The organism is Enterobacter hormaechei subsp. hoffmannii (genome assembly GCF_001729745.1).
Lineage (GTDB): Bacteria > Pseudomonadota > Gammaproteobacteria > Enterobacterales > Enterobacteriaceae > Enterobacter > Enterobacter intestinihominis.
This window is the reverse complement of record NZ_CP017186.1, coordinates 3,899,410-3,913,922: the sequence shown is the minus strand read 5'-3', so window position 1 is coordinate 3,913,922 and position 14,513 is coordinate 3,899,410. Positions and strand designations below refer to the sequence as shown.

16 protein-coding genes are annotated in these 14,513 nt (G+C 55.6%); 4 read left to right on the top strand and 12 right to left on the bottom strand.

Annotated elements, in window-relative coordinates; translation table 11 throughout:
- Nucleotides 1–5: 5 nt before the first annotated feature.
- From pflB to BFV65_RS18400, 3 genes are all read left to right on the top strand, one after another.
- Entirely contained in the window at nt 6–2,300 is a 2,295-nt protein-coding gene (pflB, locus tag BFV65_RS18410; protein ID WP_032626378.1) for a formate C-acetyltransferase, read from the top strand.
- A 274-nt stretch (nt 2,301–2,574) separates the two neighbouring features.
- On the top strand, nt 2,575–3,906 hold the full coding sequence (locus BFV65_RS18405) for an SLC5/6 family protein (protein WP_022649483.1): 1,332 nt from the start codon (nt 2,575–2,577) through the stop codon (nt 3,904–3,906).
- A gap of 20 nt (nt 3,907–3,926) precedes the next feature.
- Nucleotides 3,927–5,228, top strand: a complete 1,302-nt coding sequence (locus BFV65_RS18400) for an L-cysteine desulfidase family protein (protein ID WP_069596977.1) — start codon at nt 3,927–3,929, stop codon at nt 5,226–5,228.
- 94 nt (nt 5,229–5,322) lie between these two features.
- On the opposite strand, the gene BFV65_RS18395 is transcribed toward BFV65_RS18400, so the two are convergent.
- A complete protein-coding gene (locus BFV65_RS18395) occupies nt 5,323–6,024 on the bottom strand; it encodes a pirin family protein (protein WP_022649481.1) in 702 nt (233 codons plus the stop codon).
- A gap of 104 nt (nt 6,025–6,128) precedes the next feature.
- On the opposite strand from BFV65_RS18395, the gene yhaJ reads away from it, so the two are divergent.
- Nucleotides 6,129–7,031 (top strand): DNA-binding transcriptional regulator YhaJ, encoded by a 903-nt coding sequence (gene yhaJ / locus BFV65_RS18390; protein WP_022649480.1) that lies wholly within the window; start codon nt 6,129–6,131, stop codon nt 7,029–7,031.
- A 47-nt stretch (nt 7,032–7,078) separates the two neighbouring features.
- Here yhaJ and BFV65_RS18385 read toward each other — a convergent pair whose 3' ends face one another.
- The 11 genes from BFV65_RS18385 to BFV65_RS18335 all read right to left on the bottom strand — a co-directional run bounded on the left by BFV65_RS18385 (nt 7,079) and on the right by BFV65_RS18335 (nt 14,459).
- Entirely contained in the window at nt 7,079–7,444 is a 366-nt protein-coding gene (locus BFV65_RS18385) for a DUF805 domain-containing protein (RefSeq protein WP_022649479.1), read from the bottom strand.
- Nucleotides 7,445–7,550: 106 nt separating this feature from the next.
- Entirely contained in the window at nt 7,551–8,537 is a 987-nt protein-coding gene (locus tag BFV65_RS18380; protein ID WP_023298697.1) for a glutathione S-transferase family protein, read from the bottom strand.
- A 72-nt stretch (nt 8,538–8,609) separates the two neighbouring features.
- Nucleotides 8,610–9,002 carry a DoxX family protein gene (locus BFV65_RS18375; protein WP_032626373.1) on the bottom strand — a complete coding sequence of 131 codons (393 nt, stop codon included), beginning with the start codon at nt 9,000–9,002 and terminating at the stop codon, nt 8,610–8,612.
- 254 nt (nt 9,003–9,256) lie between these two features.
- The gene (locus BFV65_RS18370; RefSeq protein ID WP_022649477.1) at nt 9,257–9,553 is read right to left on the bottom strand and encodes a YqjK-like family protein; all 297 of its coding nucleotides are present in this window, start codon (nt 9,551–9,553) and stop codon (nt 9,257–9,259) included.
- On the bottom strand, nt 9,550–9,948 hold the full coding sequence (locus tag BFV65_RS18365; protein WP_003862647.1) for a phage holin family protein: 399 nt from the start codon (nt 9,946–9,948) through the stop codon (nt 9,550–9,552). The genes BFV65_RS18370 and BFV65_RS18365 overlap by 4 nt, the downstream gene beginning before the upstream one ends.
- A gap of 2 nt (nt 9,949–9,950) precedes the next feature.
- Nucleotides 9,951–10,256, bottom strand: a complete 306-nt coding sequence (locus tag BFV65_RS18360; protein WP_008503141.1) for an ElaB/YgaM/YqjD family protein — start codon at nt 10,254–10,256, stop codon at nt 9,951–9,953.
- A gap of 29 nt (nt 10,257–10,285) precedes the next feature.
- Nucleotides 10,286–10,654, bottom strand: coding sequence for a DUF1090 domain-containing protein (locus BFV65_RS18355; RefSeq protein ID WP_017382428.1), 369 nt, complete (start codon nt 10,652–10,654; stop codon nt 10,286–10,288).
- 143 nt (nt 10,655–10,797) lie between these two features.
- Nucleotides 10,798–11,181: an EnvZ/OmpR regulon moderator MzrA gene (gene mzrA / locus BFV65_RS18350; protein WP_022649476.1), complete on the bottom strand. Its 384-nt coding sequence runs from the start codon at nt 11,179–11,181 to the stop codon at nt 10,798–10,800.
- A 2-nt stretch (nt 11,182–11,183) separates the two neighbouring features.
- Entirely contained in the window at nt 11,184–11,846 is a 663-nt protein-coding gene (gene yqjA / locus BFV65_RS18345) for a DedA family general envelope maintenance protein YqjA (RefSeq protein WP_022649475.1), read from the bottom strand.
- Nucleotides 11,847–12,187: 341 nt separating this feature from the next.
- On the bottom strand, nt 12,188–12,964 hold the full coding sequence (exuR, locus tag BFV65_RS18340; protein WP_023298695.1) for a transcriptional regulator ExuR: 777 nt from the start codon (nt 12,962–12,964) through the stop codon (nt 12,188–12,190).
- Between the two features lie 196 nt (nt 12,965–13,160).
- A complete protein-coding gene (locus BFV65_RS18335; protein WP_022649474.1) occupies nt 13,161–14,459 on the bottom strand; it encodes an MFS transporter in 1,299 nt (432 codons plus the stop codon).
- Between the last annotated feature and the right edge of the window lie 54 nt (nt 14,460–14,513).

Below are 14,513 nucleotides of genomic sequence, written 5' to 3'. Positions count from 1 at the left end.
ATCTGATGAAAGTAACAATCGATACGGGCGTCGCGCCTTACAGCGACGCATGGGCCGGGTTTCGCGGTGAAGAATGGAAAAACGCCGTTAACGTGCGCGATTTTATTCAGCATAACTACACCCCTTATGAAGGCGATGAAGCTTTCCTCGCGCAGGCGACGCCAGCAACGACGGCGCTGTGGCAGAAGGTGATGGTCGGCATTCGCCAGGAGAATGCTACTCACGCTCCGGTGGATTTTGACACCAACATCGCCACCACCATTACCGCGCACGGGCCGGGCTATATTGACCAGGAGCTGGAGACGATCGTCGGCCTGCAAACCGACAAGCCGCTCAAGCGGGCCCTGCATCCGTACGGCGGAATCAATATGATCCGCAGCTCATTCGAAGCCTACGGTCGCGAGATGGATCCGCAGTTTGAATATCTCTTCACCGACCTGCGCAAAACCCACAACCAGGGCGTATTTGACGTTTATTCCCCGGAGATGATGCGCTGCCGAAAATCCGGCGTGCTCACCGGTCTGCCGGACGGCTACGGGCGTGGACGCATCATCGGCGACTACCGCCGCGTGGCGCTGTACGGCATCAGCTATCTGGTGCGCGAGCGGGAACTTCAGTTCGCCGATCTCCAGGGGAAACTGGAGCGCGGAGACGATCTGGAGGCCACGATCCGCCTGCGCGAGGAGCTGGCGGAGCATAAACGTGCGTTGCTCCAGATCCAGCAGATGGCGGCGAACTATGGCTTTGATATTTCACGTCCGGCGATGAATGCGCAGGAAGCGGTGCAGTGGGTCTACTTTGCCTACCTTGCCGCAGTGAAATCCCAGAACGGCGGGGCGATGTCGCTGGGGCGCACGGCCTCGTTCCTCGATATCTACATTGAACGCGACATGCAGGCAGGAAGGCTGAACGAGGTGCAGGCCCAGGAGCTGATCGACCACTTCATCATGAAGATCCGCATGGTGCGCTTCCTGCGCACGCCGGAGTTCGACACGCTCTTCTCCGGCGATCCGATCTGGGCCACGGAAGTGATTGGCGGCATGGGGCTGGATGGCCGTACGCTGGTGACCAAAAACAGCTTCCGCTATCTGCATACCCTGCACACCATGGGGCCTGCGCCGGAGCCAAACCTGACGATCCTCTGGTCCGAACAGCTGCCGATCGCGTTCAAGAAATACGCCGCGCAGGTCTCGATCGTCACCTCCTCGCTGCAATACGAGAACGACGATCTGATGCGTGCCGACTTCAACAGCGACGACTACGCCATTGCCTGCTGCGTCAGTCCGATGGTGATCGGCAAGCAGATGCAGTTCTTCGGCGCACGCGCCAACCTGGCGAAAACGCTGCTGTACGCGATTAACGGCGGGGTGGATGAGAAGCTGAAGATCCAGGTGGGGCCGAAAACCGAGCCGCTGCTGGATGAGGTACTGGATTACGACACCGTAATGGCGAGCCTCGATCACTTCATGGACTGGCTGGCAGTGCAGTACATCAGTGCGCTGAATCTCATTCACTACATGCATGATAAATACAGCTACGAAGCCTCGCTGATGGCGTTGCACGACCGGGACGTTTACCGCACCATGGCCTGTGGCATTGCCGGGCTGTCGGTGGCGGCGGATTCCCTGTCGGCCATCAAGTACGCCACGGTAAAACCGGTGCGCGACCACACCGGTCTGGCGGTCGATTTCGTCATCGAAGGCGACTATCCGCAATACGGCAACAACGACGATCGCGTGGACAGTATCGCCTGCGATCTGGTTGAGCGCTTTATGAAGAAAATCCAGGCGCTGCCGACGTACCGCAACGCCGTGCCGACACAGTCGATCCTGACCATCACCTCCAATGTGGTTTACGGGCAGAAGACCGGCAACACGCCGGACGGACGTCGCGGCGGTACACCGTTTGCGCCTGGCGCCAACCCGATGCACGGGCGCGACAGAAAAGGGGCGGTGGCGTCGTTGACCTCGGTCGCCAAGCTGCCGTTCACCTATGCCAAAGACGGGATCTCCTACACCTTCTCCATCGTGCCGCAGGCACTGGGCAAGGACGAGCTGGTGCGCAAAACCAACCTTGTCGGGCTGCTGGACGGGTACTTCCACCACGAAGCGACCATTGAGGGCGGGCAGCACCTGAACGTCAACGTGATGAACCGGGAGATGCTGCTGGATGCCATCGCCCATCCGGAGAACTATCCGAACCTGACGATCCGCGTTTCAGGCTATGCGGTGCGGTTTAACGCTCTGACCCGCGAGCAGCAGCAGGACGTGATTTCGAGGACGTTTACGCAGGCGATCTAACACAGGCCCCATCTTCAGCCTCCTCAGATGAGGAGGCTTTTAATTTTGTGAACACCGTCAATTTTAGAAAACTCGCTCTCTTTTCTGCTATCCCGAAGTAATATTTTCCTCTCGCCTAAGGAAATCCCTATTAAAGTTGTGACTTTTTTCTCCCGCGCTCCGGATATGATCTCCCCATACCAATAACTCACACCTGCACCCTCTGACTCGCAATCGCTGGCGATCGGAACCTTATAAAAACAAATCGTTACCCTACAAAATAAGCGAGTGCCCAATGAATATGGCAACAAACAGCAGTGTGATTGTGAGTGATTCCCCTGCGGCAAGGCGGGCGGGAATGAGCGAAAGCGAATGGCGAGAGGCGATTAAATTCGACAGCACCGATACGGGCTGGGTCATCATGAGTATTGGGATGGCTATCGGCGCGGGCATTGTTTTTCTTCCGGTGCAGGTTGGATTAATGGGGCTATGGGTATTTTTACTCTCGTCGATAATTGGTTATCCGGCCATGTACCTGTTCCAGCGCCTGTTTATTAATACGCTGGCGGAATCACCGGAATGTAAAGACTATCCGAGCGTTATTAGCGGATATTTAGGCAAAAACTGGGGCATCTTATTGGGTGCACTTTATTTCGTGATGCTGGTGATCTGGATGTTTGTCTATTCGACGGCCATTACCAACGACAGCGCATCCTATTTACACACCTTCGGCGTAACCGACGGTTTGCTGTCGGAAAATCCGTTCTACGGCTTATTCCTGATCTGCATTCTGGTCGCCATTTCGTCGCGCGGTGAAAAGCTGCTGTTTAAAGTCTCCAGCCTGATGGTGCTGACCAAATTATTTGTGGTGGCGGCGCTGGGGCTTTCGATGATTGGCCTCTGGCATTTAGCCAACGTCGGCATGCTGCCGCCAATGGGGCTGCTGATTAAAAACGCCATTATTACGCTGCCTTTCACCTTAACCTCCATTCTGTTTATTCAGACATTAAGCCCGATGGTGATTTCCTATCGTTCAAGGGAAAAATCCGTTGAGGTGGCGCGGCATAAAGCGCTGCGGGCAATGAATATCGCCTTTGGCGTGCTGTTTGTGACGGTCTTTTTCTACGCTGTCTCCTTCACCCTGGCGATGGGGCACGACGAGGCGGTAAAAGCCTACGAGCAGAATATTTCCGCCCTGGCAATCGCAGCACAGTTTATCAGCGGTGACGGCGCGGGCTGGGTCAAAATTGTCAGCGTAATCCTCAATATTTTCGCTGTGATGACCGCGTTCTTTGGCGTCTATCTCGGCTTTCGTGAGGCGACGCAGGGCATTGTGATGAACATCCTGCGCCGCAAAATGCCGGCGGAGAAAATCAATGAAAATGCCGTCCAGCGCGGGATTATGCTGTTCGCCATCCTGCTGGCCTGGAGCGCGATTGTGTTAAACGCGCCGGTGCTGAGCTTCACTTCCATCTGTAGCCCTATTTTCGGGATGGTGGGCTGCTTAATTCCGGCGTGGCTGGTCTACAAAGTGCCCGCACTTCATAAATATAAAGGCGTATCGCTGGTGATTATTGTGATTACCGGGCTGCTGCTTTGTGTTTCTCCTTTCCTCGCCTTCTCATGAGGTTAAATAAGGTCGTAACGATGTCTGAGCAAATTAATCCTTTATGGAACCATTTTATTCGCGCGGTGCAGGAAGAGGTAAAGCCTGCGCTGGGCTGTACCGAACCCGTCTCGCTGGCGCTGGCGTGCGCGATGGCTGCCGGACAGCTTGACGGTGAGGTGACGCGTATCGAGGCGTGGGTATCGCCGAACCTGATGAAAAACGGGCTTGGCGTAACGGTGCCCGGTACCGGTATGGTCGGTTTACCCATCGCGGCCGCGCTGGGCGCGACAGGCGGTAACGCGCATGCCGGACTGGAGGTGTTGAAAGACGCGTCGTCCGAGGCGCTAACGCGCGCCAAAGCACTGCTGAACGCGGGTCTGGTGCAGGTAAAATTGCAGGAGCCGTGCGATGAGATCCTCTATTCACGTGCCTGCGTTTACGTCGGTGAATCCTCGGCGATGGTGACCATCGCTGGCGGGCACACTCGCGTGGTGGAGGTTGTTTGTCAGGGCGAAACGCGCTTCAGGCTTGACGATAATCAGAGCCAGAACAGCGACGATCCGCTGGAGGTGCTCTCGACCACCACGCTGTCGCAGATCCTTGAGTTTGTAGAGCTGGTGCCGTTCGACGCGATCCGCTTTATCCTCGATGCGGGACGGCTGAACGATGCGCTCTCCCGGGAAGGTTTACGTGGCAACTGGGGGTTGCATATTGGTGCGACGCTCAATAAACAGCGCACACGCGGATGGATGGCGCAGGATCTGGGTTCAGACATTGTTATCCGCACCAGCGCAGCCTCGGATGCCCGCATGGGGGGCGCGACGCTGCCGGCGATGAGCAACTCGGGTTCCGGGAATCAGGGCATCACCGCCACCATGCCGGTGGTGGTGGTGGCTGAGCACGTTCAGGCCGATGACGAACGGCTGGCGCGGGCGCTGATGCTCTCGCACCTGTCGGCGATCTATATCCATTACCAGCTTCCGCGCTTGTCCGCGCTGTGTGCGGCGACAACGGCCGGAATGGGGGCTGCGGCGGGGATGGCGTGGCTGATGGGCGGTTCTTACCAGACAATTTCCATGGCGATCGGCAGTATGATCGGCGACGTCAGCGGGATGATCTGTGACGGGGCGTCTAACAGTTGCGCAATGAAGGTCTCGACCAGCGTCACCAGCGCCTGGAAAGCCGTGATGATGGCGTTGGATGATACTGCCGTGACGGGTAATGAGGGGATTGTGGCGCACGACGTGGAGCAGTCGATCGCGAACCTGTGCGCGCTGGCGTGCCGCTCGATGCAGGCAACGGACCGGCAGATTATTGAGATTATGGCGAGTAAGGTGTAAAAATTTCCCCTCACCCCAACCCCTCTCCCCATAGGGGCGAGGGGCTCGCTCGTTCCCTCTCCCCTTTGGGGAGAGGGCTAGGGTGAGGGGGGGGTTAAACCGGCAAATCAATCAGCAGCGCGCGCAGCGGCGTATCCGCCACCAGGGTGATATTCGCTTCATCACGAATAAACGCGCCGTCGCCGCAGGTGAGCGCCTCTTTCTCTTCCGCGTGCGTCACCGCATGCACCGTACCGTGAATGGACTGCAGATAGGCGCGCGGGCCATGAAGCTGGAAGCTTGCCTGTTCACCTTTTTTCAGTTCGATATGGTGCAGCCACACCTGCTGGCGTAACTGCAGGCTGCCTTTGCTGCCGTCTGGCGAGGCAATCAGCTGCTGTTTATCGCCCTTCAGATCGATTTTTTGCACCAGCGGATTTTCCCGCTCCGGACAGGCATCCAGCCACAGCTGCATGCGGGTCAGCGTTTTGTCTTTGCTGAGGTTATGCTCGCTATAGCTAATACCCGGCTGCGTGGAAATTAACAGCGCCTCGCCAGCCTTCGCCTGGACATGATTGCCCTCGCTATCGCGGTATTCTGCCTCGCCTTCCAGGATCAGGTTCAGGATATCGACTTTCGGGTACGTGCGCGGCTGGAAGGACGCGCCCGGGGCGAGCACTTCCTGGTTCAATACGCGCAGTGAAGCGTAACCGAGAAGTTTAGGGTCAAAGTAGTGTCCAAAGGAAAAGGTGTAGCGGGCCTGCAACCAACCGAAATCGGCTTGTCCGCACTGTTTCGCTGTTCTTGTCGTAATCATAAACTTGACCTCTCTTTACACTAAATCAATGGTAAAGGTATGGACGCTGCATTGTTAGCCAGATATTCTGCCCGGTATGTTCAAATTTCCTGAATGAGAACGAGATGGCTAAAGAGAGAGCATTGACGCTTGAGGCGCTTCGCGTCATGGACGCGATTGACAGGCGCGGCAGTTTTGCCGCGGCGGCAGATGAACTGGGGCGCGTTCCGTCTGCGCTGAGCTATACCATGCAAAAGCTGGAGGAGGAGCTGGATGTTGTGCTCTTCGATCGCTCCGGCCATCGAACAAAATTCACCAACGTTGGGCGGATGCTGCTGGAGCGCGGCCGCGTATTGCTGGAAGCGGCGGATAAACTGACGACCGATGCCGAAGCGCTGGCCCGCGGCTGGGAAACCCATCTGACGTTAGTGACCGAAGCGCTGGTGCCCACCGAGGCGCTGTTCCCGCTGGTGGACAGACTGGCCGCGAAAGCCAATACCCAGCTGTCGATCATCACCGAGGTACTGGCCGGGGCGTGGGAGCGTCTTGAGACGGGCAGGGCGGATATCGTCATTGCGCCGGATATGCATTTCCGCTCATCGTCAGAAATTAACTCGCGCAAACTGTACAGCGTGATGAACGTCTACGTCGCTGCGCCGGGTCACCCGATCCATCAGGAGCCGGAACCGCTCTCTGAGGTCACGCGCGTGAAATACCGCGGCGTGGCGGTGGCGGATACCGCGCGCGAGCGCCCGGTGTTAACGGTGCAGTTGCTGGATAAACAGCCGCGTCTGACGGTGACGTCGCTGGAAGATAAGCGTCAGGCGCTGCTGGCGGGGCTGGGCGTGGCGACCATGCCGTATCCGTTCGTCGAAAAGGACATTGCAGAGGGACGGCTGCGCGTTGTCAGCCCGGAATACACCAGCGAAGTGGATATTATTATGGCGTGGCGTCGTGACAGCATGGGCGAAGCCAAATCGTGGTGTTTACGCGAAATTCCGAAGCTTTTCACGCAATATAATAAATAAAATCGTAATTTGTAGGCCCGGTAAGCGAAGCGCCACCGGGCTTTTTTTTATGCGCAGATCTTCGGATCCGGACCAAAGCGGTTTTCTCCCGGCGTTCCGCTCTGACAGTTGAAAATCAAAATCACGATCCAGCCGATAAGCGGGATCAACAGCAACAGCAGCCACCACGCCGAACGATCGGTGTCGTGAAGACGACGAAACAGTACGGCCCATGAAGGCAGCAGAACCAACACACCATAAATGGTGGTGAGAATGCCTTCGCCCCCCTCGCGTTCCCAGCCGAGGATTTTGTCCACAATACCCAGCACCATAATCAGGACGAAGTTCACCAGAACGAACATCCAGTACTCTTTACGGCGGGCACGGCCACCAAATCCAACGTAGTTGCGCAGTACTTTTAAATACCAGTCCATTTTTCCTTGCCTCTTAGTCAGTCAATCACTTGTTTTCTAAGCGATCGAGGTAAGGATAGATGTATGCCGTGAATTAAAAAAGGGAATCAATTGATTCCCTAAATAATTATCCGAAACGCACGTCGCGCCCGTGTGGTTCATCCAGATCCTGCCACGGACCAATGGAGATAATGCCCGTTGGGTTGATGGTCTTATGACTGCGGAAATAATGGGTGCGAATATGGTCAAAATTGACCGTCTCCGCAATACCCGGCATCTGATAGATGTCGCGCAGGAAACCGTGCAGGTTCAGATAATCGCTGATGCGATGCTTGTCGCACTTGAAGTGGGTGACATACACCGGATCGAAGCGGATCAGCGTCGTCCACAGGCGGATGTCTGCTTCGGTGAGGCGATCGCCCGCTAAATAACGATGCTGGCCGAGGATCTGCTCCAGACGTTCCAGGGATCCAAACACGTTGCCGACCGCTTCGTCGTACGCTTCCTGACTGGTGGCAAAACCGGCTTTATAGACGCCGTTGTTGACGTTGTCGTAGATCCAGCCGTTCAGCTCGTCAATTTTCTCGCGCAGCTCAACCGGATAGTAATCCCCGGCGCGGGCGCCGTGCGCGTCAAACGCGGTATTGAACATGCGAATGATTTCAGCGGATTCATTGCTGACGATCGTCTGGTTTTTCTTGTCCCACAGCACAGGCACCGTTACGCGTCCGGTGTAGTGCGGATCGGCGCGCAGATAAAGCTGATACAGGAAATCGTGATGATAAAGCTCATCACCCGTCGCGGCCGGGAAGTCACTGTCGAACGTCCAGCCGTTTTCCAGCATCAGCGGGTTGACCACCGAAACCGGAATTAGCGATTCGAGACCTTTAAGTTTGCGCACAATCAGCGTGCGGTGCGCCCACGGACAGGCGAGAGAAACATACAGATGATAACGATCTTTCTCCGCCGCAAAGCCCCCTTCGCCACTCGGGCCGGGTGCGCCGTCGGCGGTCAGCCAGTTACGGAAGGCCGAAACAGAGCGCTTAAAGCGTCCACCGGTGGATTTGGTGTCATACCAGACATCCTGCCAGACGCCGTCTACGAGTTGTCCCATTTTTTACTCCTCCGTCAGATAGCAAAAGCGAGGAGATGTCTCCTCGCTTTGAATTTAATCAGTATAGCGTGCTTACCACTTCTTATTCAGAAGACGGTCGATGCTGTAGGCGCCCGGACCCGTGATAGCCAGCAGCAGGAAGCCACCCGCGATGGTCAGGTTTTTCATGAACATCAGGGAGTTCACGCCTTCCGCAAAGTTGCTGTGGAAGATGAACGCGGTCAGCAGGGTAAAGCCTGCGGTGAACAGCGCCGTGGTGCGGGTCAGGAAACCGAACAGCACTGCCAGGCCGCCGCCGAACTCAAGCAGGATGGTCAGTGGCAGCAGGAAACCCGGTACGCCCATCGCTTCCATATACTGCTGAGTGCCCGCATAGCCGGTAATTTTGCCCCAGCCTGCGGTGATGAACAGCACAGGCATCAGAATACGCGCTACCAATACACCAACATCATCTAATTTTTTCATTTTACTCTCCAGGAAACCACATCAGCGGCTAAACGTTATTTGCGTGCAAATTCGGGTAGATACCGCGTCTTTGCTGTCGATGGAGAGGAGTGTAAACGGGGCGGATGGCAATTGTTAGCAAGGAAAACTGTCAATCTTTTTCAAAGATATTGAGTAAGGGAGCATGAAGAGATTTTGCCTGGTGACGGCTACGCCTTACCCGGCCTACTTTTTTACCGTAGGCCGGGTAAGCGCAGTGCCACCCGGCGAGAAGGCTAGCGCAGCTGCTGCTGACGAATCGTTGCTTTCACCAGACGCCATGCGCTCCAGACACCAAAGCCACGGCGTGCCCAGCGAATCAGCATGTTTGGATGACGAATCGTCCAGATCGCCATCACGCTGCTACCCACCAGCGCCCACGATCGCAGGCTTAGAAGAGTATTCCAGCCGCGATCGTAACGCTGGGTCAGCTCCAGCCAGTCGCGACGGCTGGCGGACAGGTCCAGCCGCTGCTGCTGGATCTGGCTCAGCAGATACGCTTTCCGCTTTTGACGTTCGGCTTTGTCGCTCACGACTTATCATCCTCCAGCAGGGCGCGGTCGTTGGCCAGCTCCTGGCGCGTATGGCGCAGGAAGGTCGACGTGCGCGCTTTATGCAGGGTCCAGATACCGCCTATCAGCGCCGCCACCAGCAGAACCACGGTAGTCGCAATCATCGCGTTCAGCCGATACTGTGGATCGATAGCCCAGATGATTAACACCATCAGGCTCATCAGACCAAACGCGGCAAAGAGCATCGTAAGCCCAAGCATGAGCAGCATCTGGAAGAGATTGGCTTTCTCCTCTTCCAGTTCCACTACCGCAAGCCGGACGCGCGTTTCGGCAATCCCGACCAGCGTCGTAAGAATACGCTGGCCGATGCCGAGGACGTTTTTAGCAGGCCCTTGTGCGTGACGTGGATCTTCCATAATCAACGACGCGTCAGCAGGACACCCAGCACCACACCCACTGCGGCACCAATACCAACGCCTGTCCATGGATTGTCACGTACATATTCGTCTGCGCGCGCAGCCGCTTCGCGGGTCTGTTTCGCCAGTGCATCACCGGTTTCACCCAGACGGTAGCGGCTTTCTTTCAGTGCCTGCTCCGCTTTGCTGCGCAGTTTGCTGACTTCTTCTTTCGATTTATCGGCAGAAGAGTTCAGCACCTCTTCCAGGGTGTCCGCCAGGGATTTCAGCTCAGCGCGCAGATGTTCTGAAGTTGTATCTTTTGACATGATTCTCTCCTGTTGAGATTTCCGTTAACTCAATAATCGCGAGCTTCCAGCGCTTTCAGTTCGTCCTGCGCCTCTTGCAACTTCCTCTCGCGCTTGGCAATTTTTTCCGCATCACCTTTCTCTTTCGCTTCTTGCAGGTCTTGACGGCGCTCGGCTATCTCGTCCTTCTGTTCAGCGATTTTTTCCTGATGATCGGCACGCAGCTTGCTGTCCGTACAATTGTCTTTCACTTCGCTCAGCGCTTTTTTCAGTCCGTCGATCCGGTGCTGATTGTTATGCTTTTCGGCATAACTGATTTCGCGTTGAATATCCTGTTCTTTCTCCTGACAAAGAGACATAGCGAAGGAAGCTGTGCTTAAAGAAAAAAGGGCCAGAGCCAGGGTGATGCGGTATTTCATTATAGAAACCTTCCATTGTGTTACGGCGTAAGCCGTGTTCCAGAACTATGCGGAGAACATCTGAGGGGTGCTCCGCGTACTTAAGCATAGTAAGTAAACGGGAGTTTCACCAAAGTGGGTGAAAATATTCGGAATATTAGTCGTTAGCCAAATCGATGCGACGTGTCGCGTAACCGTGACATCCAGGAGGCTACGTGGCTGTCATCATCCTGTTGCGCGATGATGTAACCCTGCGGCAACGTGCGGTCCAGCACCGCTTTCGCCGCGGCGCTTTGCGCACTGGAGTCAAATTTTATCAGCAGCACATCGTCTTGCGGCGTGATGCTCTTAAAGCGGATCCCGTTAGCGTCCAGATGATGCCAGATGGAAAAACCATCCGGCACGCTGGTTCCTTGACTCACAGGACGGATAGTCAGCGTCGACTCCTGGTGCTGTAGGGCAGACCATAGCAGGATGAGAGCGCTGAACATCATTAGCGCGACGATGGCGTAAGAGAAGCGGCGCAGCGCGAGCGGGGAGATAACCATCGTTAACCCCTGGCTCCGTATTTCTTTTTCCACAGTACGACCAGTGAACCGACCAGGCCAAACACCAGCAGGACGACGGGCAGCAGCATCAGGCAAGACATCAGCTGGTCTTCATATTTCATAAAGACCGGCGTTTTACCGAGCGCGTAGCCGAGCGTGGTCAGGATCAGAACCCACAGCAGGCCGCTCATCCAGTTAAAGAACTGGAAGCGCGCGCTGCTCAGGCCGGACAAGCCCGCAATGGTCGGCAGCAGGGTGCGTACGAATGCGATAAAGCGGCCAATCAGCAAGGCGGAGAGCCCGTGCTTATGGAAAAGGTGGTGCGCTCGCTGGTGATAATGTGCCGGAAGATGCGAAAGCCAGTTCTGAACGATTCGCGTGTTGCCCAGCCATCGCCCCTGAATATAACTCACCCAGCAACCCAGGCTGGCGGCAATGGTCAACAGCAGAACCGTTTGTGGGAAAGCCATCGCCCCTTTTGCACAGAGCACCCCAACCAGCACCAGCAGGCTGTCGCCCGGTAAAAAGGCAGCAGGCAGCAGACCGTTCTCAAGGAACAGGATCATAAATAACACAAAGTAGAGCATGCCAATCATGGACGGGTTGGCCAGCGTTTCGAAATCCTGAGCCCAGAGGGCGTTCAGTAGTTGGGTCAAAAGTTCCATTCAGTGTTCCTGGAAATCGGTTAACGTCACGCCTGTCATTCGGGAAAACAGCACGGCGACATTGTTATGATTTCATTATGGTCGCTCGCGGACACAATGATGTGTGGCCAACACTGTTCCCTGTTAATTGGCTGGTTAGCAAGCACTAACTTACAAAATAACGAAGTGAATCCAATTGTAACAAAGCCCGACGTTCTGCGTCACAGAATTTGAGGGGAAACACGATTTTGGCGTAAGCCACGGAGGGGAGCGAGAGATTTTACAAAGGCTGACACTATAGAGGTTTTCTTACCCTGTCTGGCCGGAAGGCGCGGCGGTGCGCCTGCCAGCAGTTCAGGAGGTTATTTTGCGACATTGGTCGCGGTATCGAGGTGAACCACCGGATTATCAGCAAAAAGATAGCGGTCAGCGTTAAATTCAAAGTCATCACTCGTTTCATTAAAAAGCATCTGTTTAGTGTTCTCCAGATGCTGCCACATTGCCAGTTTCGCCGCATGCGGATCTTTACGAATCAGGGCCTTAAGAATCTGGTCGTGGTCGTCACACCAGTTATCTACCGTGCGGGAATCAATGTGATCGTGCAGTTTCTTCCAGTACGGGTTGTGAACGCGCTGAGTCCACATTTTTTCAACGATTGCCGCCAGCGCTGTGTTCTGAGTCGCAAGGGCGACCTGAACGTGGAATTGCAGGTCCCATTCGGAATCGCGGAAACATTTTTCTTTACGCGCATGATCCTGGATTTCCATCAGCTTCATGATGTCCTGCTTGGTGACCTGCGTCGCTGCGAATTCTGCGATATTGCTTTCAATCAGCTGGCGAGCCTGGAGAAGCTCAAACGGACCGTAGCTGGCAAATTCCAGACTTTCGTCCGGCGTGGGGGAGTGTTTCGCCTGGCTGGAAATCACGTGAATACCGGAACCTTTGCGTACCTCAACATACCCTTCAACTTCCAGCATGATGATGGCTTCGCGGACCACCGTACGGCTGACGCTTTTTTCATCCGCAATAAAACGCTCAGCGGGAAGTTTATCACCGACAAGATAGACCCCTTGCTCGATCCGATCTTTCAGCTCGGCGGCAAGTTGTTGATATAAACGACGTGATTCGGTGATTTCCATATGCGCTCCAGGCAGGGTACGGCGAATGATTTGTTATACCACTTTTGCGTGCCACTCTCCAGATTTCGCCATTAAAAAAGCCGCCCGGAGGCGGCTTTTGCGACGTTTTTGCCGGGTGGCGCTACGCTTACCCGGCCTACGGTTTTATCGGGTGTTGTAGGCCGGGTAAGGCGGAGCCGCCACCCGGCACAACAAGCTAACTCTGCGTCGCCGGTCCCCCAAGGGACTCTTTCGCCAGTTCCTCGGCGGATTTACTCTTCAGCACCGTCCAGATAACCACTGCACCCAGCAGGTCGAAGATGGCCAGTACCGCGAACAGCGGGCTGAAACCGATGGTGTCTGCCAGCGCGCCGACCACCAGCGCAAACAGGGTACTTGCGGTCCAGGCGGCCATCCCGGTCAGACCGTTGGCGGTGGCAACTTCGTTACGACCAAACACGTCGGACGAGAGCGTAATCAGCGCGCCAGACAGAGACTGGTGAGCAAAGCCCCCGATACACAGCAGGGCGATAGCCACGTAAGGACTGGTGAACAGGCCAATCATGCCAGGGCCAATCATCAGCAGGGCGCCCATGGTGACCACCATCTTACGGGACACAATCAGGTTCACGCCAAACCAGCGCTGGAACAGCGGTGGCAGGTAGCCGCCGACGATACAGCCCAGGTCTGCAAACAGCATTGGCATCCAGGCGAACATCGCGATCTCTTTCAGGTTAAAGCCGTAGACTTTGAACATGAACAGCGGGATCCAGGCGTTGAACGTACCCCAGGCCGGTTCCGCCAGGAAGCGTGGCAGGGCGATACCCCAGAACTGACGGGTACCCAGGATCTGCCAGACGGACATTTTTTTACCGTTGTCGGTCTGATGATGAGATTCCTGACCATTGATAATGTAGTCACGTTCTTCGGTAGACAGCTTTTTCTGATCGCGCGGGTGTTTATAGAAGATCAGCCACGCCATGGCCCAGGCAAAGCTCAGCACACCGGAGATGATGAACGCCATTTGCCAGCTGTGCATCACAATCGCCCACACCACCAGTGGCGGAGCAATCATCGCCCCGATGGAGGAACCCACGTTGAAGTAACCGACAGCGATTGAACGTTCTTTTGCCGGGAACCATTCAGAGCTGGCTTTCAGACCCGCAGGGATCATCGCCGCTTCGGCAGCACCTACCGCACCACGCGCCAGCGCCAGCCCGCCCCAGCTGCCAGCCAGCGCCGTCGCCCCGCAGAAGACGGCCCATGCTACAGCGAAGAAGGCATAACCAATTTTTGTACCCAGAATATCAAGAACATAACCTGCAACAGGCTGCATTACGGTGTAAGCGGCAGAATACGCCGCAATGATGTAAGAGTATTGTTGTGTGGAGATATGTAACTCTTCCATCAACGTTGGCGCCGCTGCTGCCACGGTGTTACGTGTCAGGTAGCCCAGCACGGTGCCGAGCGTCACCAGTGCGATCATGTACCAACGTAACCCTTTAATTTTACGCATGTAAAACCTCATCGTTATGTTATTTCCGTGTCGGGACACGGCAACAACTCAACC